Raw genomic sequence first — 23,104 nt, 5'->3', positions numbered from 1 at the left:
GTGCCGCACGCCTCAGAGGTCGGAGTGCAGCGCCCAGACGCGCTCCGCGGAGTCGCGCCAGCTGAAGGCGCGGGAGCGGTCGCGGCCGGCCACCGACATCCGCTCGCGCAGACCGGTGTCGGCGAGCACGCTGCTCATGGCGAGGGCGAGGCGGTCCGGGTAGTCCTTCGCGTCGACGCGCTCGACGGCGACGCCGGCGTCCGCGGCGACCTCCATCAGCGCGGGGTCGTCGGAGTGCACCACCGGCACTCCGAAGTGCATCGCCTCGAGCACGGGCAGGCCGAAGCCCTCGGCGATGCTCGGGTAGACGAAGAGGGTGGCCCGGGAGAGGACGACGGCGAGGTCGGCGTCGCTGAGGACTCCCAGGGCGCGCACGCGCGTCTCGTCGAGGCCCTGCTCGTCGGCGACGGAGGCCACGTCCAGGTCGCCCCAGCCGGTCGGGCCGACCAGGAGCAGCGGGATCGCCGGCGCGGACGCTCCTCCGAAGGCCGCGATCAGCGAGACCAGGCCCTTGCGCGGCTCCAGCGTGCCGACGCTCAGCACGTACTCCGGGGGGAGGCCCAGCGCCGTGGCGCGCTCGTCGGCGTCCTCCGGGACGACCAGGCCGGAGCCGACGGCTCCGCCGATCACGCGCAGTCGATCGCCGAAGTCCATCAGCTGGGAGAGCTGGTGGGCGACGGCGTGGGTGGGGACGACGACGGCGTCCGCGTGCTTGCGGGCGCGCTTCGCCATCGCCCGGTGCCACTTCGCGCCGTGCGGGGTGAGGGTCTCGGGATGCGTCCACGGCACCGTGTCGTGGATCGTGACGGCGATCTGCTCGCCCTCGCTCCCGTCGTGGCTGCGCAGCGGGGCGAAGAGGCTCGGGGCGTGGATCATGCCGCCGCCGGCCGGGATGGCGATCCCGTACTGCCAGGCGCGCGAGAGCTCGCGGCGCCCGAGCGGCAGCCGGTGGATGCGCGCGAGGCCGGGCAGGCGCAGGCGCAGCTCCTCCTCCTTCTCGGGCGGGTGGGCGGAGACGACGGCCTCCACCTCGCAGTCGCGGGGAGCCGTCGCGATCAGCTCGCGGGTGAGCTCCTCGGTGTAGCGGCCGATGCCGCCGGGCACGCGGGCGAGCATCTGGTCGACGACGACGCGGAGAGTGGTGGTCACGGGGTCACCGCCTCGAGGGGTGCGGCGGCGAGCGCGTCCTGCCAGGAGCGCAGCGGCGGCAGGCCCGCCCGGCTCCAGCCGTCGTGTCCGAGGACCGAGTAGGCCGGACGCGGAGCGGGGCGGACGAACGAGCCGCTGTCGGTCGGGCGCAGGCGCTCGGGATCCAGGCCCGCCTTGGCGAAGACGGCACGGGCGAAGCCGAGCCAGGTCGTCTCGCCGGAGCTGGTGCCGTGGTAGACGCCGGCCGGGGCCTCCGCGTCGACCAGCTCGATCAGGCGCGCGGCGAGGTCGGCGGTCCAGGTGGGCTGGCCGTGCTGGTCGTCGACCACGGTCAGCGTCTCGTGCGCGCCCGCCAGTCGCACCATCGTCTTAGCGAAGTTGCCGCCGTGCTCGCCGTAGAGCCAGGCCGTGCGGACGACGTACCCGCGCTCCGGGTTGGCCTCGAGCACCAGGCGCTCGCCCTCGGCCTTCGTGCGGCCGTAGGCCGAGATCGGATTCCGGGGGTGGTCCTCCGAGTACGGGGTCGTCGCGGAGCCGTCGAAGACGTAGTCGGTGGAGACCTGCACGAGTGCGGCTCCCGTCTCTGCGGTGGCGAGGGCGAGGTTGCGCGCTCCGACGGCGTTGACGCGGGACGCCTCCTCCTCGTCGGTCTCGGCGTCGTCGACGCGGGTGTACGCGGCGCAGTTCACCACGGCGTCGTGTCCCGCGACGGCGGCGCGCACGGCGTCGAGGTCGGTCACGTCGAGGTCGGAGCGGCCGAGGGCGGTGCTGGGGCGGGAGCCGAGGGCCGCGCGCAGGTCGGTGCCGAGCATGCCGGAGGCGCCCGTGAGGAGGAAGGTCACCTCCTCATCATGCCCGAGCGGTCCGTCGGCCGACGGTCGGCGCTCCGGTACGCCGCCGGGTGGCGCAGAGAGGCGTCGCGGGCCCGTGACACGCCGTCGTTACACTGGCGACCGTGCAGATCCGAGAGCTCGACATCCCCGACGTCTACGAAGTGACTCCGCGCCAGTTCCCCGACGATCGCGGGGTCTTCTACGAGTTCTACCGCTTCGACCGCCTGGCCGAGAAGGTCGGGCACCCGCTCTCGCTCCGGCAGGGCAACACCTCCGTCTCACGGCGCGGCACCGTCCGCGGCATCCACTTCGCGCAGATCCCGCCGTCGCAGGCCAAGTACGTCTCGTGCTTCTCCGGCGCGGTCCTCGACTACGTGATCGACGTGCGCGTCGGGTCGCCGACCTTCGGGCGCTGGGAGTCGATCCTGCTCGACGACGTCGACCGCCGCTCCGTCTACATCGCCGAGGGGGTCGCGCACGCCTTCGTGGCGCTGACCGAGGGCGCCGTGGTCTCGTACCTCGTGAACGCCACCTTCGACCCGGTGCGGGAGAAGGGGATCGACCCGCTCGACGAGCAGATCGGCCTGCGCTTCCCGGAGGAGGCCGGCGAGCTGCTCCTCTCGCCGAAGGACACCGACGCACCGACGCTGGCCGAGGCCGAGGCGCAGGGCCTGCTGCCGACCTGGGACGAGGCGCGGGCCTTCTACACGGAGCTCGACTCCGCGTCCTGACCGCCGATCCGGTGGGCGGGCCGCCCGGCGCCGGCCAGGCGGCCCGCCCGATCGGAGCGGATCAGCTCTTCGAGCGCAGGCGCATCAGCGCGACCCGGGCGCCCAGCCCGGCGCGGACCGCCGCGCGGATCGGCGCCTGATACCAGGCCCCGTACTTCTGCGCGAGGTAGAGGTAGGCGCTGCGGTGGTGGACCGCGAGCATCCGCGCCGAGGCCAGGCGGGTGGAGTGCCCGCCGAGGTGGGAGACGACCGCGTCGGCGAGGTAGACGTTGGTCCAGCCGCGCTGTCCGAGCGAGTCGCCCAGCTGGACGTCCTCGAAGTACATGAAGTAGCGGTCGTCGAACCCGCCGATCTCCTCGAAGGCCGTGCGGCGCACCATCACGCAGGCGCCGGAGAGCCAGCCCGCCTCCATCCGGCCGTGGCGGAGGGTCTCGACCGCGCGCGAGCGCCGGTAGGTCGCCGACCACGGGTTGCCGGGCCAGACGTGGGCGAAGACGGCGTGCCCGACGCCCGTGCCGAGCGAGGGCAGAGCGCGGGCGGAGGGGTAGATCGTGCCGTCGGAGTCGAGGATCCGCGGCCCGATCGAGCCGATCCGGTCGTCCGCCGTCGCGGCGGCGTAGAGGGCGTCGATCGAGCCGGGGAGGAAGACCGTGTCCGGGTTGGTCACCAGGATCCACTCGACCTCGGGCCCGAGGCGGTCGACCGCGTAGTTGACGGCCCGGCCGTAGCCGAGGTTCTGCCCGGTCTCGTGGAACTCGACCTGCGGCAGGCGCTCGACGACGCTGCGGACGGAGTCGTCCGTGGTCAGGTTGTCGACCACCAGGATGCGCACGTCGTGCTCCGTCGCCTCCGGCACGGACTCGAGGCACGCGCGGAGGACCTCACCCGAGAAGTGGGTGACGACGACGACCGCGATGGGCAACGTCGAGCGGGCGATGGGAGCCTCCGGGTGGTGCGGCGTCGACGGGAGGAGTGCCCCGTCGGAAGAACTCGACGAGGCTAGCACGCGGCTCGAGCGGGGCCCGGGAGCCTGCGGCCCTCAGCGGACGATGTCGACGGGCTCGGTGCTGACGGCCACGGCGGCGGGGGAGACCGTCTCGATCGCGGGCAGCGCATCGTGCGCCGGACGGCGGAAGACGACGAACTTGTACATGCAGAAGTTCCACACCAGTCCCACGAGGACGGCGACGGCCTTGGCGATGTTGATCGCGAGGAAGGCGTTCTCGCCGGAGCTGGGGAGGAAGAGCAGCGAGTTGCCGAAGCGGGTGTCGAAGAAGACCTCGAAGCCGTAGATGATCGCCGACTGCAGGACCAGCGAGCTGAACCCGGTGACGAGGAAGAACTTCGCGAACGTGGCGACCGAGACCCTGCCCGGGTGGCGGAAGACGAAGAAGTGGTTCAGCGCGTACGAGATCGTGATGCCGACCAGGACGGAGAAGACGTTGGCGACGAGGGTCGGCAGACCGAGCAGGAGCACGAGCGTGTTGAGGATGAGGAAGTCGATCGCCGTGTTGGTGCAGCCCGCGATGAGGAAGCGGACCTTCTGCGATTCGAGGAGTCTCTTCATCTGCGGCGCTCTTTCCCGTCCCCCTCTGGCGTCGATGCCCGACCGTCGGGCTCCGACGGGCGTCCATCGGGGCAGGCGAACAAGGGGTGAACCGCCGTGCACTGTCGTCCATCGTAACCGCGGACCCCTGCCGGGCGGTCGAACAGCCGGTGCCATGTTCCTGAGAGAGTGCGCGGACGGGGCGGCGGGCCGCGGGCGCGCTCGGAGGCTCGCGAGCACCGCCTCGTTATACTCGCAGGGCTCTCACCGGTCAGCCGGTGCACCGGAAGAACGGATCCTCCCCGCCTCATGCGCTCCCTCGCCGTCGTCGTCCCCACCTACAACGAAGTCGCGAACATCGCGACGGCGCTGCCGCGGGTCGCGCTCGCGGCGTCCCGCAACCCCGACTTCCACGTGACCGTCGCCGTCATCGACGACAGCTCCCCCGACGGCACCGCGGACCGCGCGCGCGAGCTCGCGGCCGAGCTCGGGTCCGACACCTTCGAGGTCCTCGTGCTCTCGCGCGAGAAGAAGGAGGGGCTCGGCGCGGCGTACATCTGGGCCTTCCAGCACCTCCTCGCGGCCGAGCGCCGCTACGACTACCTGCTGCAGATGGACGCCGACCTCTCGCACGACCCGGACTACATCGACGCCTTCCTCCGCGAGGTTCGCGCGGGCGCCGACTTCGTGGTCGCCTCCCGCTACATCGCGGGCGGGGGCACTCCCGACTGGACGCTCGATCGCAAGCTGCTGAGCGGTGGCGGCAACCTCTACACGCGCCTCTTCCTCGGCTCGAAGATCACCGACTGGACCGGCGGCTTCAACCTCTTCAGCGCGGACCTCCTGCGCACCCTCCACCTCGAGACGATCCGCGCAGCCGGCTACGGCTTCCAGATCGTGCTCAAGTACCGGGCGCTGCGCCGGGCCCGCGGAGTGAAGGAGATCCCGATCGTCTTCCTCGACCGCACGGTCGGCAACTCCAAGATCCCGAGCGACACCCTCCTGAAGAACCTCCTGCTCGTCCTGGCCATCCGGTTCGGCGGGAAGCACCGGTGACGGCGGGTCCGACGGGATCCCCTCGGACCCGGAGGGCCCTCCTCGAGCTCGCCGCCCTCGCCGTCGTCGTCAGCGGGACCCTGCTCGTGCTCGGATTCATGGTCGGCACGCCGTGGCGGCCGCTGCTCTTCCGCGACGGCGACTCGCTGGCGCTGCCGCTGATCCTGCAGTCCTTCGCCGAGGGCCGCCCGGCGGCGTGGGTGATGACGAGCCAGCTCTTCCTCTTCCCCGAGCTCCCCGTCTTCGGCGTCGCGTGGCTGCTGACCGGTGGCGATCCCGCGGCGGCGCTCGCGGTCAACGCCGTGCTCAACGTCGTCCTCCTCTACGGCGTGCTCCGGATACTCGCGCGACGGCTCGTCGCGGACCGGCACCGCCGGCTGCGGCCCGCGGCCGCGCTCGCCGGCATCGCCGTGCTGCTGGTGCTCTGCCTGACGGAGGGCCGCGCGCTCAACAACGAGGGGGCCCTGGCGACCACCTTCCTCCTCACGACCTACTACTACGGCGCGGTGCTCACAGGCCTCGCCGGGCTCGCCGTCGCTCTGGGCGCACTGCGCGAGCGCCGTCCGGCCGCGCGTCCGCTGCTCCTGGTCGGGGCGGCCGTCGCCGCGACGACCCTCTCCGATCCGCTCCTCCTGGTGCAGTTCGTCGGCCCCCTGCTGGTGGTCCTCGTCGTGCTGCTGGTGCTCGCTCTCGCTGCTCCCCGAGCGGTGCTGATCGTCGCGGGCACGGTCCTCGGGGCCGCCGCGCTCGGAGCCGCGCTGCGGGTCCCGCTCGGCTTCCTGATCGGGACCGACGCCGGCGGGTACCTCCGGCTGCCGCTCGCCGGGACGGCCCTGGACGACCTGATCGTGCAGTTCCTGGTGCTGAAGGCGCCGCTGATCGGCAAGCTCGAGGTGGCGCTGCTGGGTCTGCTGCTGCTGGCGGCCCTCGCCGTCGTCGTGGCCGGTGCCGCCCGACTGGCGCGGGGAGCCGCCCTCGACGAGGCGGCCCGTGCGCGCTTCGCGGTGTGCGCGTTCCTGCCGGCGCAGACGGCGGTGCTCCTGGTGGTGCAGGTCTTCACCGGCAGCTCGGTCAGCCGCTACCTGATGCCGATCCCGGTGACCGCGACCGTGGTCGTGATCGCCCTGATCGGCGCCGCGGCGGCGCACCGGCGTGCTGCGGGCGCGCGGCTGGCGCCGGTCGTCCGCGTCGTCGCTCCGCTGGCCGCCGCAGGCCTCGTCGTGGCCGCCGTGCCGGCCACAACGGCGGTCGCCTCGGCGGCGGCCGAGGCGCGATCGGACCCGGACGCCGACTGCCTGGAGCGCTGGATCGACGGCCGCGAGCTCGCGGGCGTCGGCTCGTTCTGGTCCACGCGGCCGCTGGACCTCTACGGGCCGGCCTCGCTGCACGTCCAGCAGGTCAACTTCGACTTCACGGTGCAGCTGTGGATGAACAACCTGAGCGACTACCGCGACCGGCAGTACAGCTTCGTCCTGGCCGACCGCTCGCCCGACTGGGCGGGGCTCGCGCGCGGGACGCTCGGCGCTCCCTCCGATATCGTCGCCTGCGGGGGGTTCGACATCTACGACTACGCGGGCACCGACGGCGAGACCGAGCTGAACCGGATCGTCCAGACCAGCGTGGAGGAGCAGCGCCGTGAGCGCGGCTACTGACGTGCGCGGCCCGCGGACGGCGAGTCGGCGGCGCCGGACGCTCGTCGAGCTCGGATGGGCCCTCGTCGCCGCCCTCGTCTCGGTCGTTGCCGCCGTGCTCGCGCTCGGGATCGGGCCGCAGGACCTGACAGCCCGCTGGACCGTGGGCGGCGACGACCAGATCCTGCACTACACGCTCTTCACCAGCGCCACGCAGGCGTTCCCGTTCGACGGCAACGCGGCGCTCGGCTTCCCCGACGGGTTCAACGCCTTCTTCAGCGCGCAGTTCGACGTCGCCTCCGCCCTCGCCGTGTCGGTCCTGGCCCTCTTGGTGCGCGACGGGACGACGCTCCTGAACGTCTTCTACCTGGGCACGTTCGCGACGGTCGCCGTCACCGGCTACGTGTTCTTCCGCGCTCTCCGCACGCGGCCCTGGGTCGCGGCGTTCTCCGCGGTCCTGCTGTCGCTGCTGCCGTACCACTTCCTCCGGATCGGATTCGGCCACGCGTTCCTCGCCAACTACTGGGCGATCCCGCTCCTGGGCGTGATGGTGCTGATGGTCGCCGGACCGCGCACCGATCCTCTCCGAGCCTGGTCCGAGCGGGGCGCGACGCGGAGGAGCCGCGTACTGCGCTCCGTCGTCCCGGGAGTCGTGCTCGGGCTCCTGGTGGCGAGCACGGGCGGCTACTACTACGTCTTCGCGGTCCTGGTCCTCGGAGCGACCTGGGCGGTGAGCACGGCCGCCGGGCTCCTCTCCCGCGAGCGGCTGCGCGTGCTCGCGGTCTCGTCGGTGCCGATCCTCGCGCTCGGCGTGTTCGTCGGGCTCTCGCTGCTGCTGCTCTCGCTCGACTTCGGGGAGCGCTACAGCCCGTACTTCACGTCGCGGACCGTGGGGGAGTCGGAGGCCTACGCCGGCAAGCTGGTGCTGCTGGGCCTGCCCTGGTCGGGGACCGGGCTGCCGCAGGGGTACGGCCTGCTGAACACCTACGCGGGCCAGTCCGGCGTGGCGCCGACGACGGAGCCGCCCGGGTTCTCGATCCTCGCCAGCGTCGCGCTCCTGATCACGCTCGTTGCGCTCCCGATCACCGCGCTCGGCGGCGGACGGGCGCTCCGTGCGACCGCGGTCGGCCGGTTCTTCTCGGACGCCCGCGTGCGCGTCCTCGCCGTGGCGACGCTGGCCGCGCTCCTCTTCTACACGGTGACGGGCCTGGGCGTCGTGGTCTCGCTGGTGGCGGGGCCGACGATCCGCGCGTGGGCGCGGATGTCGATCGTCATCGCGGTCCTCGTCCTCGGCGTGCTCGCGCTTCTGCTCGATCGGGTCACGGCCCGTGGCGGTGTCCGGATCCTCGTGGCGGCGCTCCTCGCCGCCGTCGCCGTGGTCGATCAGCTGGCCGGAGTATCGGCCGCGGTGCCGATCGCTCCCACCGACGACTCCGAGATGCGCTCGTTCGTGTCGGAGGCCGACGCGCAGCTGGACGACGGCTGCGGTGTGGTGGAGCTCCCCCTGAAGAGCTTCCCCGACAGCGGGCGGATCGGAGCGCTCTCCGACTACGACGAGGCGCTGCCCTACCTCGCGACCGAGGAGGGACGCCTCCGCTGGAGCTACGGGGCGGTGGAGGGCACCTACGGCTGGGACGTCTGGGGCGACGTCGACGACTCCGCGGAGTTCGCCGACGCCGTGGCGGGCAGCGGCGCCTGCGCCGTCTACGTGGACACCGCCGGCTACACCGACGACCCCGACGGCTGGCGGGCCTACGTCGAGGCGGCGACGGGGGACGTCGAGCCCGAGGTCGCCTCCGCCTCCGGGCGCTGGCTGCTGTTCACGACCCGGCGCTGATCAGCGGTCGTCGAAGGCCAGCTCGAGCAGGCGCCGGGCGGTGCGGTCCCACCCCGGGATGGGCTCCGGTGCGAGTCGCCGGGGACGGCGCAGCGCCTCTCCGATCGCGGCCGACCACCCGGTGCGGTCCGCCGGGTCGATGAAGACGGCGGCGGACTCCCGCCCGGCGAGCGCGTCGCGGAGGCCGGGGATGTCTGCCGCGAGCACCGGAGTGCCGCAGGCGACGGCCTCGAGGGCGGGCAGGCCGAAGCCCTCGTGCCAGGAGGGCATGGCGACGGCGTCGGCGCCCGTGAGCAGGGCCGGCAGATCCTCGTCGGCGACGTAGGAGGAGGCGAAGCGCACGTCGGCTCCTGCGGCGACCGCGCGGGCGACGGCGGAGTGGACGTCCTCGTTGTCCCAGCCGTCCCCGCCGACCAGGAGCAGGGTGTGGTTCTCCGGCCGCTCGGCCTGCCGGTACGCGTTCACCAGGGTGACGAGGTTCTTGCGGCGCTCGATCGATCCGACGAAGAGCAGGTAGGACCCGAGCCCGTGCTCCGCGCGGACCCGCGCCACCTCCTCCTCGCCGCGGGCATGGAAGAGGTCGGCGTCGATCGTGGTCGGCAGCACGCGGACGCGCGCCGGATCGACGCCCAGAGCGCTCTCGACCTCGGCCGCGGAGGACGGGGTGCCGGTCAGGACCAGGTCGCTGCGCCGGATCCACCGGGGCACGGACCGCGACAGCAGCTCTCGGCGCTCGCGCGGAACGAGCTCGGGCATCACAGCGAAGCAGACGTCGTGCACGAAGGTGATCGAGCGGGAGCGGGCGAGCGGCCAGCTCCGGAAGTTCGGGAAGAAGTAGGCGCCGCGGCCGAGCAGGAGGTCGATCCCCGGCGCGGGCACTCGGGTCAGTGCGCTCCACACCGGCCGGGGCAGCGGCACCGGTCGGACGCGCAGCGTACGGAAGCCGAAGCGCCCGAGCGAGCCCGCCTCACTCGCCGGGACGACGAGGAGCACCTCGACCTCTGCGGCGGTCGCGTCGGTGTCCAGCGCGTGCAGCAGGCCGAGCAGGACGCGGCCGACCCCGGTCAGGCGCGGCGCCGCGAGGGCGGTCGCGTCGACCAGGAGGCGGCGGCGCCGCGCGGTCACGGCCTGCTGAGGCGGACGGTGGAGTCGATGTCGACGACGCCGTCGTGCACGGAGGCCCGCTCGACCGTGAAGGTCGCGGCGACCGGGATCCGCATGGTCTCGCCCTGCGAGAAGGTGGCCGAGGAGGCGTGCACGGCGTAGTTGCCGGCGCCGAGGTGCAGGTCGGGGAGGGTGAACGTGACCGTCATCTCTCCGTCGACCGCGCTCAGCGGCGTGCCGATGCGCTCGGTGTTCGTCCCGAAGACGCGCTGGCCGAGGGGGGTGTCGATGCCCATGCCGATGTTCCAGTCGTCGACCGGGCGGCTGGTGCGCACCGTGACGTCGAACTCGAGGGTCTCGCCGCTGCGGACGACCGTGCCGCCGTGCTCGATCGATCCGCCGCGCAGTCGGCAGCCCAGGATCTCGATGAGCTGGGGGGCGGGCTCGTCCGCGGCCTCGGCGGCCTCGGCCTCGCGCTCCTGGCGGGCGGCCCGACGGTCCTCGAAGCTCTCGCGGAGGACCTGGAGTCCCTCGGAGGTCTCGCCGTCGAAGACGACGGTGCCCTTCTCGAGGACGATGGTGCGGTCGCAGAGCTCGCCGACCTGCTCGAGCGAGTGGGTGACCAGCACGATGGTCTTCCCCGCGCGCTGGAAGGCGCGGATGCGGTCCATGCACTTGCGCTGGAACGGCTCGTCGCCGACGGCGAGCACCTCGTCGACCAGCAGCAGGTCGGGATCGGTGTGGATCGCGATAGCGAAGGCGAGCCGCACGTACATGCCCGACGAGTAGAACTTGACCTGGGTGTCGATGAACTCGGCGATCTCGGAGAAGTCGACGATCGAGTCGAACTTGCTGTCCAGCTCGCTGCGCGAGAGTCCGAGGATCGCGCCGTTGAGGTAGACGTTCTCGCGCCCGGTGAGGTCGGGGTGGAAGCCCGCTCCGAGCTCGAGGAGCGCGGCGAGGCGTCCGCGGCGCTCCACGGTGCCGGTCGTCGGCTGGACAATGCCGCCGATGAGCTTGAGGAGCGTGCTCTTGCCCGATCCGTTCGCGCCGATGAGGCCGACGGTCGAGCCCAGTGGGATCTCGAGGTCGACGTCGCGGAGTGCCCAGAACTCGTCGCGGTGCTTGCGCCCGCGGCCGAAGTTGACGATCCGCTCCTTGAACGACTTGTCCTTGCGGATGACGAAGCGCTTGGAGGCGTTGCGCACCCGGACGACGGTCGGGGTGCCGGAGGAGGCGGGCACGGACTCCTGCTTGCTGGTGAGGGTCACGATCAGATCTCCTGGGCGAAGTTGCCCTCGAGGCGGCGGAAGATCCGGTGGCCGATCCACACGAACACCAGCCCGACGACGAGGACGATGAGAAGGCGCAGCTCCATGTCCGGCGGCCACACCTGGGGGGCGATCTCGTTGCCGTCGATGATGCTGACGCGCGAGCCGTCTCCCCAGATCGCGCGCTGGAAGGCGAGGATCGCGTTCGAGATCGGGTTGATCAGGTAGAGCTGCTCGGCCCAGCCGTGGCCCGCTCCGGTGGAGGCGGCGACGACGAAGTTCCACGCGTAGACGATGGGGGAGAGCCAGAAGAAGATCTGCAGCCCGACCTCGACGAGGAACTGGACGTCGCGGAGGTAGACGTTGAGGGCCGAGAGGGCCAGGGCCAGCGCGAGGCCGTACACGAGCACGATCGCCAGCGCGGGCACGATGTAGAGGAGCTGGACGCCGAAGATCAGCGAGCCCGTGAGGACGGCTCCCGCGATCAGGACGACGAACTGCACACCGAAGTTGAAGAGGGCCGAGCCGATGGCCGCCACCGGGAAGATCTCCCGCGGCAGGTACACCTTCTTGATCAGTCCGCCGTTGCCGAGGATCGACGTGGTGCCCGCGGTCACGATCTCGCTGAACAGGCCCCAGAGGGTGAGCCCCGAGAAGACGAAGATCGCGAAGTTCGGGACGCCGCGAGAGGCCCCGAGGATCTGGCCGATCGCCACGTAGTAGATGAGGAGCATGATCAGCGGCCGGACGAGGCTCCAGACGAAGCCCAGGCTGCTGTCCTTGTAGCGCGACTTCAGCTCGCGCCCCACGAGCAGGCGGAGCAGCTCGCGGTGCCGCAGGATCTCGGCGAGGGAGGCGACGAAGCCGCCCGAGCCGCCGCCGACGGCCGACGTGGTGCCGGCGATCTGGAACGGCTCGTCGGCGATCGCGCGCGCGCGATCCACAGCTTTGCTGGGCATGGAACTCCAAGCTCTCGGCCTCCGCCGGGCGACGGACCGCATCATTATACGTGCGGCCCACCCTGGAGCCCCCTGGCTGGCGTGCCGGTGCGCGGCGCATGGCGGGTAGTCTTGCTCCCGCTCGCCGACTGAACGACACGAACGAGGTGTTCGCCATGCCCACGCAGCCTTCCGACGTCCCCCTGGACCCGGCGCCGCAGAGCGCTGGGGACCCCGCCCCCGTCCTCGGCGGCACGGGCGAGGACGCTCCTCCCGCTCCCGACCCGAGCCTCGAATCGGCCGTCGGCGACGCCGCTCCCGCCGCCGTCCCGGCCGAGCCCGCCCGCACGTTCGGGGCTCCCATCGAGCCCCGTCTCGCCGAGCCCGAGTCCCCGGACGAGGAGCTCGCCCGCCTGCGCGCGCAGGTCGACTCCCTCCTCAACGACCCCTTCGACGAGTGGGTCGAGCGGATCCAGGTGGGCGGAGTGACCGCCTCCGGCTTCGAACGCACCCTCTCCTGGCGGGTGACGAAGCCGCTCCGCCTGGTGCGCACCTTCCAGATCCGCGTCGAGCAGCTCGGGCTGTCGGGCGCCGTCGGCCACAGCGCGCGCTTCGTGAAGCGCCGCCTGTCCGGTCGGGCGCGATGAGCGACCGGTCGCAGGTCTCGGCCGCCGGCGCGGCCGCCGCGCGCGCCCACCGCACGGAGGCGATGCTGCAACGCCTGGAGCAGATCGGCGCGCTCCTCTTCGACGAGGAGCGCCGCGCCTCGCTGCGCACCCGCGGGCCCGGCCCGTACCTCGACGAGGTGGCCCGCGAGATCCGCTCGCGCCAGGACGACGAGCTGACCTGGGTCGCGCTGGTGTCGTTCACGGCCGCGTACCCGACGAGCGAGCTGTTCGACTGGTTCCGCCGCGCCCTCGAGCTCGCCCCCGAGGAGGCGGCGCTGCGCATCTTCCTCGAGGCGGGCTCCCGCACCGCGACCGGGTTCGCCGATCTGGACGCCCGTGTCGAGGTCGTCACCGGGGCCGTCCTGATCGACGTCGACTTCCCCGCCCGCCACGGTCACAACACCGGCGTCCAGCGGGTCGTGCGCCAGACCGTGTCCCGCTGGGATGCCGAGCACGAGATCGTCCCGGTCGCCTGGGTCCACGGATCGATGTCCTTCCGGCGCCTGAGCGCGATCGAGCACGAGCGCGTCGTCGACTGGTCCTCCGCCGGGCGGCGCGACTGGGAGCATGGCGATCCGGAGCGCATCGAGTTCGTCGTGCCCTACCGCAGCGTCGTCGTCATCCCCTCGGTGCCCGACTACAACCAGTGCGGGCCGCTCGCGGCCCTCGCCGAGTACTCCGGCAACGAGGTCGTCGTCCTCGGCCACGACGCCATCCCCGTCGTCAGCGCCGACACGGTGCCGCCGGAGGAGACGGTGCGCTTCGTCAACTTCCTCTCCGTGGTCAAGCACGCCGAGCGCGTCGCCACGGTGAGCGCCGCGGCCGCGCTGGAGTTCGAGGGCTTCGTGCGAGCGCTCCCCGCTCAGGGCCTCACCGGCCCGACCGTCGTCCCGGTCCCGCTGCCCGTGGAGCTCCCGGACGGCCTGCGCTCCGAGGGCCGGAGCGCGTCCGGCCTGCCGCTCGTGCTCTGCGTCGGCAGCCAGGAGCCCCGCAAGAACCATCTCGCGGTGCTGCACGCCGCCGAGGTCCTCTGGCGCGAGGGCCTGCGGTTCCGCGTCCGCTTCATCGGCGGGGCCAACCCGTGGGCGCACCAGGTCTTCGATCCCCGCGTGCGCGAGCTGGTCGCCGCCGGGCGCCCGGTCGAGGTGCTCCGCGGAGCCGACGACGACGTCCTGATCGCGAGCTACCGGGAGGCGCTGTTCCTGGCGTTCCCGTCGCTGCACGAGGGGTACGGCCTGCCGGTCGCCGAGGCGCTGTCGATCGGGCTGCCCGTGCTGACCTCGCGCTACGGCAGCACGGCGCAGATCGCCGAGCACGGCGGATGCGTCCTGATCGACCCGGAGTCCGACGAGGAGATCACCGACGGCATGCGCCGCCTGCTGACGTCGCCGGAGCTCGTCGACGAGCTCCGCCTCGAGGCGGCAGAGCGGCCCGAGCGCACCTGGGACGACTACGCCCGGGAGCTGTGGGCCGCCCTGATCGGCCCCTCGGCCCTCATCGAGCACGAGGAGGCGCCCCGTGCGCTCTAAGCAGTACCTGGTCGACCGTCTCGCCACCCTGGTGCGCACCCTGGCCCCCACTGTGGAGCCGCTGGGCAGCGTCGACGCCCTTACCGGACAGCTGAGCGTTCTGCTGCCCGCCCCCACCGACCGCGAGGTCTGGCTGGTGCTCGCCGTCCTCCGCGGCACGCTCCCGCGCCGGGAGGACGTCGTCGACGGCCGCCGCCGGGCCCGGCTGGACGGCACCGCCGGTCTGCTCACCCACGCCGCGTCCACTATCGCCTCGAACCGGGTCTTCGCCCGCTTCCACCACCCCGAGGTCGAGGTGGTCGTCGGCGCGGTCGTCGTCGACGTGCACCACACCGCGCGCACGGGGCTGGCCACGGGCATCCAGCGCGTGGTGCGCCAGAGCCTCGTCCGTTGGACGCGCGACCACGAGATCCTGCTCGCCGGCTGGGACTCGACCCACGAGTCGCTCGTCATGCTCACCCCGGAGCAGAGCCGGAACGCCGTCTCGGGCGACGTGCCCGACGCCGCCGAGGACCGCTCCCGCGTGATCGTCCCGTGGCAGGGCACCTACCTCCTGCCCGAGCTCGCCGTGGAGGACGAGCGGACGTCGCGCGTCTCCGCCCTCGCCGAGTTCAGCGGCAACCGCACGGGCACCATCGGCTTCGACTGCGTGCCGGTCACCACCGCCGAGACGGCGAGCACGGGCATCAGCGCCGCGTTCTCGCGCACGCTCGTCGCTGTGTCGCACATGGACCGCATCGCGACCATCTCCGAGGCGGCCGCGACCGAGTACTCCGGCTGGCGCCACATGCTCGGCAGCGTCGGGATGCAGGGGCCGGACATCCGCCCGATCCTGCTGCCCTCGCAGCCGGAGAGCGTCTCGGACGAGGAGCTGGCCACCGCCGCGCGCTCGCTGGTGACCGGTGACCTCCCGCTCGTCGTCTGCGTCGGCAGCCACGAGCCGCGGAAGAACCACCTGGCGGTGCTCCAGGCCGCCGAGCTGCTCTGGCGCCGGGGCGTTCGCTTCAGCCTGGTCTTCATCGGCGGCAACGCCTGGAGCAGCGCCGAGTTCGAGTACCGACTCGAGGTCCTCGAGGGCCAGGGCCGTCCGGTCCGCTCGCTCTCCAAGATCACCGACGCGCTGCTCTGGAGCGCCTACCGCCTGGCCCGGTGCACCGTGTTCCCCTCGATCAACGAGGGCTACGGTCTCCCGATCGTGGAGTCGATCTCGGTCGGCACCCCGGTCGTGACCTCCGGATTCGGCAGCATGCACGAGGTCTCCGCCTCGGGCGGCGCGCTGTTCGTCGATCCGCACGACGACCACGACATCGCCGCGGCCCTCGAGCGGCTGCTGACCGACGACGAGCTGCACGCGCGGCTCTCGGCGGAGGCGCTCGCGATCGACGGCGGCACCTGGGACGAGTACGCCGCCCGCGTCTGGTCTTACCTCGTCGAGGGAGACGGCGTCGACGAGCGGGCCCGGGCCGAGCAGTCGGACGCGACCGCCTAGGCGTCCTCGACCCACCGCGTGCAGAAGGCCCCCGCTCCAGGAGCGGGGGCCTTCTGCACGCGGTGGGCGCGGCTCAGTCGGAGCGGCGCGCCAGCTCGAGGTCGTTCTCGACCATGCGGGCGACGATCTCCTCGAAGCCGACGGTCGGCGCCCAGCCGAGCACTTCGCGGGCCCGGGAGGCGTCCCCGCGCATCTCGGGGGCGTCCACGGGGCGCGCGAACCGCGGGTCGATCGTGACCCGCTGCTCCCAGTCGTCGATGCCGGCCGCGGTGAAGGCGGCACGGACGAAGTCGCGGACCGAGTGCGCGACTCCGGTCGCCACGACGTAGTCGCTCGCCTCCTCGGCGCGCGAGGCGCGCACGAGGGCGTCCACGTAGTCGGGAGCCCAGCCCCAGTCGCGGCGCGCGTCGAGATTGCCGAGCGAGAGCTCCGACTCGGCGCCCGTCGCGATCGCCGCGACTCCGGCGGTGATCTTGCGGGTGACGAAGCCGAGCGGCCGACGCGGCGACTCGTGGTTGTAGAGGATGCCGGACGAGGCGTGGAGCCCTCGGCCGCGGTAGACCGCGACGAGGTGGTGCGCGAACGCCTTCGCGGCTCCGTAAGGCGAGACCGGGCGGATCGGGGTCCGCTCGGTCTGCGGGTTCTCGGTCGCGGCCCCGAAGATCTCGGAGGAGGAGGCCTGGACGAAGCGGACCTCCCGGCCCGCCGACTCCTGGAGCGCCAGCGAGGCCTCCAGGAGCGCGGCGACCGCGGTGCCGGTCACCTCGGCCGTGAGCACGGGCTCCTTCCACGAGAGCGCGACGGAGGAGAGGCCGGCGAGGTGGAAGACCGTGTCCGGCTGCGCCTCCGCGACGATACGGCCGAGGCCGGAGGCGTCGCGGAGATCGCCCTCGAAGGCGCGGACGGCGGCGGGAAGAGCGGCGTCGTCGGTCCCGCGCACGAGCGCGGAGACCTCCCAGCCGTCGGCGAGCAGGCGCTCGACGAGGTAGCCCCCGTCCTGACCGCTCGCTCCGGTGACGAGAGCGGCAGGCATGACTACTTGATCAGCGCGGACTGCTCGGCGAGGTCGTTCTCGACCATCATCGCCACGAGCTCGGGGAACGAGACCTTCGGCTCCCAGCCGAGGACGTCGCGCGCCTTCGCCGGGTCGCCGATCAGCAGGTCCACCTCGGCGGGACGCATGAACGCGGGGTTCTGGGTCACGTACGGGGTCCAGTCCTCGATGCCGACGTGGTTGAAGGCGATGTCGAGGTACTCGCGGATCTCGTGGGTCTCGCCGGTCGCGACCACGTAGTCGTCGCCCTCGGGCTGCTGCAGCATGCGCCACATCGCGTCGACGTAGTCGCCGGCGAAGCCCCAGTCGCGCTTCGCGTCGAGGTTGCCGAGCTCCAGCGTCTCCTGGAGGCCGAGCTTGATGCGGGCGACCGCGAGGCTGATCTTGCGGGTGACGAACTCCGGGCCGCGGCGGGGCGACTCGTGGTTGAAGAGGATGCCGGAGGAGGCGTGCATGCCGTACGACTCGCGGTAGTTGATGGTCATGTAGTGGCCGAAGACCTTGGCCACTCCGTAGGGCGAGCGCGGCCAGAGCAGCGTCTCCTCGCTCTGCGGGACCTGCTGGACCTTGCCGAACATCTCGGAGGAGGAGGCCTGGTAGAACTTCACGCGCGACATGTCGGAGCCGGCGTAGAGGCGGGTCGCCTCGAGGATGTTGAGCACGCCCTTGCCGGTCACATCGGTGGTGAGCGACGCGTTCTCCCACGAGTAGGCGACGAACGAGATCGCACCGAGGTTGTAGACCTCGTCGGGCTGGGCGGCGGCGAGCACGCGCACCAGGCTCGACACGTCGGTCAGGTCGCCGGTGAGCAGGGTCACCTCGGGCACGGTGCGGCGGACCAGCTCGTACTTGGGGTTGTTCTGCCCGCGGACGAGCCCGAAGACCTCGTAGCCCTTCGAGAGGAGGAGCTCGGCGAGGTAGAGGCCGTCCTGGCCGGTGATTCCGGTGATCAAAGCGCGGGGCACGTGGTGGTCCAATTCGTCGGGGTCGATGACAGCGGGACACATACTACCCACGGGCACGGCCGGGCGCCGGGAGCGGTGCGGCCCGCCGGTATCCTGGCCGGGCTTCGGACCGATTGGACGCCATGCCGGAACTCCGCCCCGTCACGCTCGCCGTGCTCACCGTCGACCCGGGCGGGATGGGCGGCGGCGAGACCTACGCGCGCGCGCTCACGCGCCTCCTTGCGCCGCGGCCGGGGGAGGAGGGGCCCGCCGTGCAGGTGCTCGTCCCCGAGAACGCGCGCGGCTTCAGCGAGGGCGTGCCCGAGGTCGTGGCCGAGGGGGTCGTCAGCGGGGCGGGCCACCGCCGCCGGGCCGTGGGGATGCTCCAGGCGCTCCTGCGCACGCCGCAGCTGCGTCGGCGCCTCGGCCGGGACGCAGTGCTCTACTTCCCGTTCACGGTCCCGCTCCCGTGGCCGTCGCGGCGGCAGGGGCACGTGCAGATGCTGTTCGATCTGCAGCACCGCGACCTCCCGCACCTCTTCCCCCGCGTCGAGCGCGTCTTCCGCCGGCTCGCCTACGAGGCGACCGCTCGCCGCGCCGACGCGGTCATCACCATCAGCGCCTTCACCAAGGGGCGGATCGTCGAGCTGCTGGGCATCCCGGAGGAGCGGATCCACGTGTCGCATCTCGGCGTGGACACCCGGCGCTTCGTCGCGAATCTGAGCACACGCGAGGACTTCGTCTTCTACCCGGCGCGCGCCTGGCCGCACAAGAACCACGCCCGCCTGTTCGAGGCGGTGCGCCTGCTGCGGGAGGAGGGGCACGCCCTCCGCCTCGTGCTGACGGGAGGGGATCTGGACCGCCTCGGCCCGCTGCCGGACTTCGTCGAGTGGCGCGGCCACGTCACTCCGGAGGAGCTCGCCGACCTCTACCGCCGAGCCGCGGTGCTGGCGTTCCCGAGCCTCTACGAGGGCTTCGGCCTCCCTCCCATCGAGGCGATGGCGTCGGGATGCCCGGTCGCCGCGTCCGACGCGGGCTCGCTCCCGGAGATCTGCGGGGACGCCGCGGTCTACGTCGATCCGCTCGAGCCGCGCTCGATCGCGGACGGGATCCTCGAGGCGATCGAGCGGACAGGCGAGCTCGGCCCGCTCGGCGTCGAGCGCGCCCGGTCCTTCAGCTGGGAGCGCTGCCGGGAGGAGCACCTCGCCGTGCTCCGCCAGGTGGCGCGGCGGCGCGGGCGCTGAGGAGTCCGGTCAGTCCCGCGGGTGCAGGAGCCGGCGCCAGCTCAGTCCCTGGGCCGCGCGCATCGCGCAGAGCACCACGAGCAGCCAGCCGGCGTCGAGCAGGATCGAGCTCTCGGCCAGCGCGGTGACCATCAGCACGGCCAGCACCAGCACCGGCCAGACGTGCACGACCGCCTTGCGCTCGGAGGCGATCAGCCAGGAGCGCCAGAGCGCGAGGCCGATCAGCACGACGAAGAGGACCACCCCGACCGCGCCGACCTGCAGGGCCACGTCGAAGAGCGCGTTGAGGCTCGACGAGTGCGGGCGGCCCGAGAGGTAGTCGATGGCGGTGAAGGGGTAGAGGTCGGGCCGCCAGTAGCCCACCCAGCCCCAGCCGACGATCGGAGCGAGGTCCGTGAAGCGCCAGACCTGCTGCCAGAGCCGCAGCCGGAACTCGAACTCGCTGCCCGCGTTCAGCAGCTCGATCACCCGGTAGCGCAGGAGCCACACGGTGAGGGAGGCCGCGGCGGCGACGCCGAGCACCGCGAACTGCCGCCGACGGCGGTGGGTGCCGTCGCCGTGGCGCACCCAGCGCAGAGCGAGGGCGACGACGACGGCCACGGCGAGCACGCCCGCGCTCACGGCGGAGCGCGTGAAGAGGAGGGTGACCGCCGCGAGGGCGATCGAGGCGACGGCCGGCCCGCGGGCGACGGAGCGGGTCATCAGCTCCACCGAGAACGTCACGATCGCCAGCAGGCAGACCAGCCCGAGCTGGTTGCGCGTGCCGACGAGTCCCTGGATCGGCCCGCCGACCGCGAGCAGGCCCTCCACGCCGAGGAAGCGCAGCGGCTGGTCGATCAGCACCCCCGAGAGCACCTCCACGGCCAGCGAGGCGATCAGCACGACCCGCAGCACGTCGCCGACTGAGCGGATGATCTGGATGATGTCGCGCGTGAGGCCGATCGCGATCGCCAGGAACGCCAGGGCGAACTGGTAGACGACGCTCGAGACCGTGGCCCAGGTGTAGTCGCTCCACAGCACGCTGAGCGCGATCCAGCCGAGGAACACCAGGATGCTCGTGGGCAGCAGGCCCTCCCAGTCGAGCCGCCCGCGCCGCAGGACGAGCATGACCGCGGCGAGGGCGGTGAGCGTGGCGACGGCGGCGATGTAGCCGGGCCAGCCGATGAGCCCGCGGACCGCCGGGGCGCAGAGGACGGTGACGAGAGTGGTCTGCGCGAGGGCCGCCGCGAACTGCGGGGACGCCGTCGCGTCGGCGACGGAGGCGGGGAGCGAGGGGCGGCGGCGCCTCATCGCCTCGGGGAGGCGTCGGCGAGGGGGAGCGGGGTCGCGGCGAGGACCTCGGGCGTCTCGGTCGCCGGTCGCTTGGTCTGCACCGCGAAGAGGACGAGGAGCAGCCAGCCTCCCTCGATCAGGATCCGGCTCTCGAACAGCGACTGCGCCAGGAGGGCGACCACGATCAGCAGCGGAGCGAGGCTGACGGCCGTGTAGGGGAGGGTCGAGGTCGCGTCGCGCCGCGGGCGGTCGACCGCGCGGAACCAGGAGCGCCACAGCGTCGAGACGGCGAGCGCCGCGAAGAGGACGAGGCCGACCGCTCCCAGCTGGAGGGCGACGTCGAGCCAGGCGTCGTGGGCCTGCAGGTAGAGCACGCCCTTGCGCTCGGCGAGGGTGTCGAACGGGGCGGCCCAGGGAGCCCAGTAGCTGACCCAGCCCCAGCCGAGGACCGGACGCTGCAGCGTGAGCGCGATCACCGAGTCCCAGATGTCGAGGCGGCCCGTGGCGTCCTCGCTCTTGCCGAGCAGGCCGAGGAGGGCGCCCCAGCCCGCGGCGCCTCCGGCGACGGCCGCCACCGCCAGCCCCGCGGCGGTCAGGTAGACGGGACGCCGGCGGGACTCGCCCCTCCGGCGAGCCCAGAGCGCGAACGCGGCCGCGAGGACGACGGCGACGAGGCAGAGGAGAACGGTCGCCGAGCGGGTGAGCAGGAGGGTCGCGACGAACAGGGCGACCCAGACCGCTCCCCACCGGCGCCGGATCGAGTGGGCCGCCAGCTCGATCGCGATCACGATCAGGCCGAGTAGGGCGAGGAAGCCGAGGAGGTTGCGGTTGCCGACGATCCCCTGGACGGGCTCGCCGGTGAAGAGGGCTGCCTGCGACCAGTAGAAGGCGTCGGGCGTCGGTCCGTCGGCGGGAGGCTCGACGCCGAACGGCAGGACGGGCTGCCGCACGACGACCGCGATCACGAGCTCGAAGAGGAGCGACAGGCCGACGGAGAGGCGCAGGGCCCGTCCGAGAGCCGTGAGCAGCTCCCGGCTGCTCAGCGTGACGGCGAGGACGACGCCGCCGAGCGTCGTCGCGAGCTGCGCCGTGACTCCGATCGCGCTCGCTCCCGGATAGGCGGACCACAGCAGCGAGAGCACCGCGAGCCCGAGGAAGAGGACCAGCGACTTCGGCGTGCGGGCCCAGCGCAGGCGGGGGCGGGCGCGGACGAGCACGGCGATCGAGGCGCCCAGGAGCACCGCGACGACGACGCCCCAGCCCCACCATCCGGCGAGGTTCCGCAGCGACTGGCCGGCCAGCAGCACGGCCAGCACCGCCACCGCGAGCGCTCGGGGAGCGGCGGGGGCGGCGCGTCGGATCATGGCGACCAGTCTAGGGAGCGGGGGCGGCGCGGCGGCGTGCCGGGCGCGCCGCCGCTCGCTCCCCGGCCTGGCCGCCCCCTCGGGGAAGACGGCTTGGACGGGAGGCTCAGACGAACGCAGCGGTGCCGGTGATCGAGCGGCCGACGATCAGCGTGTTCATCTCGCGGGTGCCCTCGTAGGAGTAGAGGGCCTCCGCGTCGGCGAAGAAGCGGGCGACGCCGTAGTCGAGGACGATGCCGTTGCCGCCCATCACCTCGCGGCACCAGGCGACGGTCTCGCGCATCCGGGCCGTCGCGAAGGCCTTCGCGAGGGCGGAGTGCTCGTCGCGCTGCTCGCCGGCGTCGAGCATCTCGGACACGCGGGTCGCCAGGGCGATGCTGGCCGTGATGTTGCCGATGCTCTTGACCAGGAGGTCCTGCACCAGCTGGTGCCCGACGAGCGGCTTGCCGAACTGCACGCGCTCCTTCGCGTAGCGCAGCGCCGCGTCGTAGGCGCCGATCGCGACGCCGATGGCCTGCCAGGCGACCTCGGCGCGGGTGAGCCGGAGCACCTTCGCGGTGTCGCGGAACGAGTTCGCGCGCTGCAGGCGCAGCGACTCCGGGACGCGGACGCCCTCGAGCACGATGTCGGCGTTCTGCACCGTGCGCAGGCTCTGCTTGCGCGCGATGGCGGTGGCGCGGTAGCCCGGCGTCGAGGTGGGGACGAGGAAGCCCTTCACCTGGCCGTCCTCCGCGTCCTTCGCCCAGATCACGGTCACGTCGCTGAAGGTCGCGTTGCCGATCCAGCGCTTCTCGCCGTCGAGGATCCAGTCGTCGCCGTCCCGGCGGGCGGTGGTGCGCAGGCCCTGGGCGGAGTCGGAGCCGGAGTGCGGCTCGGTGAGCCCGAAGGCGCCGATGACCTCGCCCGAGGCGAGCTTCGGCAGCCACTCGGCGCGCTGCTCCTCGGAGCCGGCGACGCCGACCGTTCCCATCACCAGGCCGTTCTGCACGCCCACGTAGGTCGCGATGCCCGCGTCCACCCGGCCCAGCTCGAGCGCCACCCAGCCGCGGAACACGGCGGAGTTCTCGATCGCGCGGGTCTCGGGCCAGGAGAGGCCGATGACGCCGGTGGCGTGGATCGCGGGGATCAGCTGCCGCGGGAACTCCGCGCGCTCCCAGTACTCGTCGGCGATCGGCCGCACCTGCTCCTCGAGGAACGCGCGGACGCCGACCAGCAGCTCCTTCTCGGCGGGCGTGAGCGCCGCCTCGAACCCGTAGAAGTCGGCCCCCAGGGTCTCGAAGGTCGTGCTGTCCATGCTCTGTGCTCCCTCGCTCGTCGGATGCGGCACGGCGACCGCTCCGACGGCGACAGTGCTGCGACTCCCAGCGTACGAAGCGCGCCTGCGAGTGCCGCGTCCTCTGGCGGAGAGCACCAACAGGCGGGCCCTCCTCCCGGGCCCGCGTTG

General features: G+C 72.6%; 20 protein-coding genes. 8 read left to right on the top strand and 12 right to left on the bottom strand.

Features of this window, described 5'->3' with window-relative positions:
- Positions 1-12: 12 nt before the first annotated feature.
- Positions 13-1,149, bottom strand: coding sequence for a glycosyltransferase family 1 protein (locus C5C69_RS00860; RefSeq protein ID WP_258067469.1), 1,137 nt, complete (start codon positions 1,147-1,149; stop codon positions 13-15).
- Positions 1,146-1,991, bottom strand: a complete 846-nt coding sequence (rfbD, locus tag C5C69_RS00855; RefSeq protein WP_104232822.1) for a dTDP-4-dehydrorhamnose reductase — start codon at positions 1,989-1,991, stop codon at positions 1,146-1,148. Before rfbD ends, C5C69_RS00860 begins: the two co-directional genes overlap by 4 nt.
- A 113-nt stretch (positions 1,992-2,104) precedes the next feature.
- On the opposite strand from rfbD, the gene C5C69_RS00850 reads away from it, so the two are divergent.
- Entirely contained in the window at positions 2,105-2,713 is a 609-nt protein-coding gene (locus C5C69_RS00850) for a dTDP-4-dehydrorhamnose 3,5-epimerase family protein (RefSeq protein WP_104232821.1), read from the top strand.
- 61 nt (positions 2,714-2,774) lie between these two features.
- Here C5C69_RS00850 and C5C69_RS00845 read toward each other — a convergent pair whose 3' ends face one another.
- Together C5C69_RS00845 and C5C69_RS00840 are read right to left on the bottom strand one after the other, a co-directional pair.
- The gene (locus tag C5C69_RS00845; RefSeq protein WP_258065203.1) at positions 2,775-3,635 is read right to left on the bottom strand and encodes a glycosyltransferase family 2 protein; all 861 of its coding nucleotides are present in this window, start codon (positions 3,633-3,635) and stop codon (positions 2,775-2,777) included.
- A 117-nt stretch (positions 3,636-3,752) separates the two neighbouring features.
- On the bottom strand, positions 3,753-4,280 hold the full coding sequence (locus tag C5C69_RS00840; protein WP_104223158.1) for a GtrA family protein: 528 nt from the start codon (positions 4,278-4,280) through the stop codon (positions 3,753-3,755).
- 288 nt (positions 4,281-4,568) lie between these two features.
- On the opposite strand from C5C69_RS00840, the gene C5C69_RS00835 reads away from it, so the two are divergent.
- Genes C5C69_RS00835 through C5C69_RS00825 form a run of 3 tightly spaced genes read left to right on the top strand, consistent with a single transcriptional unit; the run spans position 4,569 to position 8,783 of the window.
- Positions 4,569-5,315, top strand: a complete 747-nt coding sequence (locus tag C5C69_RS00835) for a polyprenol monophosphomannose synthase (protein ID WP_104223157.1) — start codon at positions 4,569-4,571, stop codon at positions 5,313-5,315.
- Positions 5,312-6,967, top strand: a complete 1,656-nt coding sequence (locus C5C69_RS00830) for a hypothetical protein (RefSeq protein WP_104232820.1) — start codon at positions 5,312-5,314, stop codon at positions 6,965-6,967. The genes C5C69_RS00835 and C5C69_RS00830 overlap by 4 nt, the downstream gene beginning before the upstream one ends.
- The gene (locus tag C5C69_RS00825; RefSeq protein WP_146080876.1) at positions 6,951-8,783 is read left to right on the top strand and encodes a hypothetical protein; all 1,833 of its coding nucleotides are present in this window, start codon (positions 6,951-6,953) and stop codon (positions 8,781-8,783) included. Before C5C69_RS00830 ends, C5C69_RS00825 begins: the two co-directional genes overlap by 17 nt.
- On the opposite strand, the gene C5C69_RS00820 is transcribed toward C5C69_RS00825, so the two are convergent.
- The 3 genes from C5C69_RS00820 to C5C69_RS00810 are packed head-to-tail and all read right to left on the bottom strand — an operon-like array spanning position 8,784 to position 12,117.
- Positions 8,784-9,908 (bottom strand): glycosyltransferase family 1 protein, encoded by a 1,125-nt coding sequence (locus tag C5C69_RS00820; RefSeq protein WP_104232818.1) that lies wholly within the window; start codon positions 9,906-9,908, stop codon positions 8,784-8,786.
- Positions 9,905-11,158, bottom strand: a complete 1,254-nt coding sequence (locus tag C5C69_RS00815) for an ABC transporter ATP-binding protein (RefSeq protein ID WP_244229465.1) — start codon at positions 11,156-11,158, stop codon at positions 9,905-9,907. Before C5C69_RS00815 ends, C5C69_RS00820 begins: the two co-directional genes overlap by 4 nt.
- Before the next feature lie 2 nt (positions 11,159-11,160).
- A complete protein-coding gene (locus C5C69_RS00810; protein WP_104223153.1) occupies positions 11,161-12,117 on the bottom strand; it encodes an ABC transporter permease in 957 nt (318 codons plus the stop codon).
- Between the two features lie 155 nt (positions 12,118-12,272).
- Here C5C69_RS00810 and C5C69_RS00805 point away from each other — a divergent pair, with 155 nt between their 5' ends.
- From C5C69_RS00805 to C5C69_RS00795, 3 genes are read left to right on the top strand one after another with little or no spacing between them, the layout of a single operon-like run.
- Positions 12,273-12,743 (top strand): hypothetical protein, encoded by a 471-nt coding sequence (locus tag C5C69_RS00805; RefSeq protein ID WP_104257099.1) that lies wholly within the window; start codon positions 12,273-12,275, stop codon positions 12,741-12,743.
- Positions 12,740-14,293: a glycosyltransferase gene (locus tag C5C69_RS00800; RefSeq protein WP_104232816.1), complete on the top strand. Its 1,554-nt coding sequence runs from the start codon at positions 12,740-12,742 to the stop codon at positions 14,291-14,293. The genes C5C69_RS00805 and C5C69_RS00800 overlap by 4 nt, the downstream gene beginning before the upstream one ends.
- The gene (locus tag C5C69_RS00795) at positions 14,283-15,782 is read left to right on the top strand and encodes a glycosyltransferase family 1 protein (RefSeq protein ID WP_104232815.1); all 1,500 of its coding nucleotides are present in this window, start codon (positions 14,283-14,285) and stop codon (positions 15,780-15,782) included. Before C5C69_RS00800 ends, C5C69_RS00795 begins: the two co-directional genes overlap by 11 nt.
- A 73-nt stretch (positions 15,783-15,855) precedes the next feature.
- Here C5C69_RS00795 and C5C69_RS00790 read toward each other — a convergent pair whose 3' ends face one another.
- Positions 15,856-16,815 (bottom strand): GDP-mannose 4,6-dehydratase, encoded by a 960-nt coding sequence (locus tag C5C69_RS00790; protein ID WP_104232814.1) that lies wholly within the window; start codon positions 16,813-16,815, stop codon positions 15,856-15,858.
- Between the two features lie 2 nt (positions 16,816-16,817).
- Complete coding sequence (locus tag C5C69_RS00785) at positions 16,818-17,801, bottom strand: GDP-mannose 4,6-dehydratase (RefSeq protein WP_104275317.1); 984 nt, start codon at positions 17,799-17,801, stop codon at positions 16,818-16,820.
- A 122-nt stretch (positions 17,802-17,923) separates the two neighbouring features.
- Here C5C69_RS00785 and C5C69_RS00780 point away from each other — a divergent pair, with 122 nt between their 5' ends.
- The gene (locus C5C69_RS00780) at positions 17,924-19,024 is read left to right on the top strand and encodes a glycosyltransferase family 1 protein (protein ID WP_104232812.1); all 1,101 of its coding nucleotides are present in this window, start codon (positions 17,924-17,926) and stop codon (positions 19,022-19,024) included.
- A 9-nt stretch (positions 19,025-19,033) separates the two neighbouring features.
- Here the strand turns inward: C5C69_RS00780 and C5C69_RS00775 are convergent, their stop codons facing one another.
- The 3 genes from C5C69_RS00775 to C5C69_RS00765 all read right to left on the bottom strand — a co-directional run bounded on the left by C5C69_RS00775 (position 19,034) and on the right by C5C69_RS00765 (position 22,954).
- Positions 19,034-20,314 (bottom strand): O-antigen ligase, encoded by a 1,281-nt coding sequence (locus C5C69_RS00775; RefSeq protein ID WP_104232811.1) that lies wholly within the window; start codon positions 20,312-20,314, stop codon positions 19,034-19,036.
- Entirely contained in the window at positions 20,311-21,660 is a 1,350-nt protein-coding gene (locus C5C69_RS00770; protein ID WP_104232810.1) for an O-antigen ligase, read from the bottom strand. Before C5C69_RS00770 ends, C5C69_RS00775 begins: the two co-directional genes overlap by 4 nt.
- 106 nt (positions 21,661-21,766) lie before the next feature.
- Entirely contained in the window at positions 21,767-22,954 is a 1,188-nt protein-coding gene (locus C5C69_RS00765) for an acyl-CoA dehydrogenase family protein (protein ID WP_104232809.1), read from the bottom strand.
- Positions 22,955-23,104: the final 150 nt, after the last annotated feature.

Source organism: Rathayibacter sp. AY1C7 (assembly GCF_002931865.1).
Classification (GTDB): domain Bacteria; phylum Actinomycetota; class Actinomycetes; order Actinomycetales; family Microbacteriaceae; genus Rathayibacter.
This window is presented reverse-complemented; position numbering and strand designations above follow the sequence as displayed.

What these genes read in the sequence shown, in the direction of transcription:
- C5C69_RS00840 (WP_104223158.1), bottom strand. Translation starts at nt 4,280, where the DNA reads ATGAAGAGACTCCTCGAATCGCAGAAGGTCCGCTTCCTCATCGCGGGC.
- C5C69_RS00835 (WP_104223157.1), top strand. Translation starts at nt 4,569, where the DNA reads ATGCGCTCCCTCGCCGTCGTCGTCCCCACCTACAACGAAGTCGCGAAC.
- C5C69_RS00810 (WP_104223153.1), bottom strand. Translation starts at nt 12,117, where the DNA reads ATGCCCAGCAAAGCTGTGGATCGCGCGCGCGCGATCGCCGACGAGCCG.
- C5C69_RS00805 (WP_104257099.1), top strand. Translation starts at nt 12,273, where the DNA reads ATGCCCACGCAGCCTTCCGACGTCCCCCTGGACCCGGCGCCGCAGAGC.
- C5C69_RS00800 (WP_104232816.1), top strand. Translation starts at nt 12,740, where the DNA reads ATGAGCGACCGGTCGCAGGTCTCGGCCGCCGGCGCGGCCGCCGCGCGC.
- C5C69_RS00790 (WP_104232814.1), bottom strand. Translation starts at nt 16,815, where the DNA reads ATGCCTGCCGCTCTCGTCACCGGAGCGAGCGGTCAGGACGGGGGCTAC.
- C5C69_RS00780 (WP_104232812.1), top strand. Translation starts at nt 17,924, where the DNA reads ATGCCGGAACTCCGCCCCGTCACGCTCGCCGTGCTCACCGTCGACCCG.
- C5C69_RS00775 (WP_104232811.1), bottom strand. Translation starts at nt 20,314, where the DNA reads ATGAGGCGCCGCCGCCCCTCGCTCCCCGCCTCCGTCGCCGACGCGACG.
- C5C69_RS00770 (WP_104232810.1), bottom strand. Translation starts at nt 21,660, where the DNA reads ATGATCCGACGCGCCGCCCCCGCCGCTCCCCGAGCGCTCGCGGTGGCG.
- C5C69_RS00765 (WP_104232809.1), bottom strand. Translation starts at nt 22,954, where the DNA reads ATGGACAGCACGACCTTCGAGACCCTGGGGGCCGACTTCTACGGGTTC.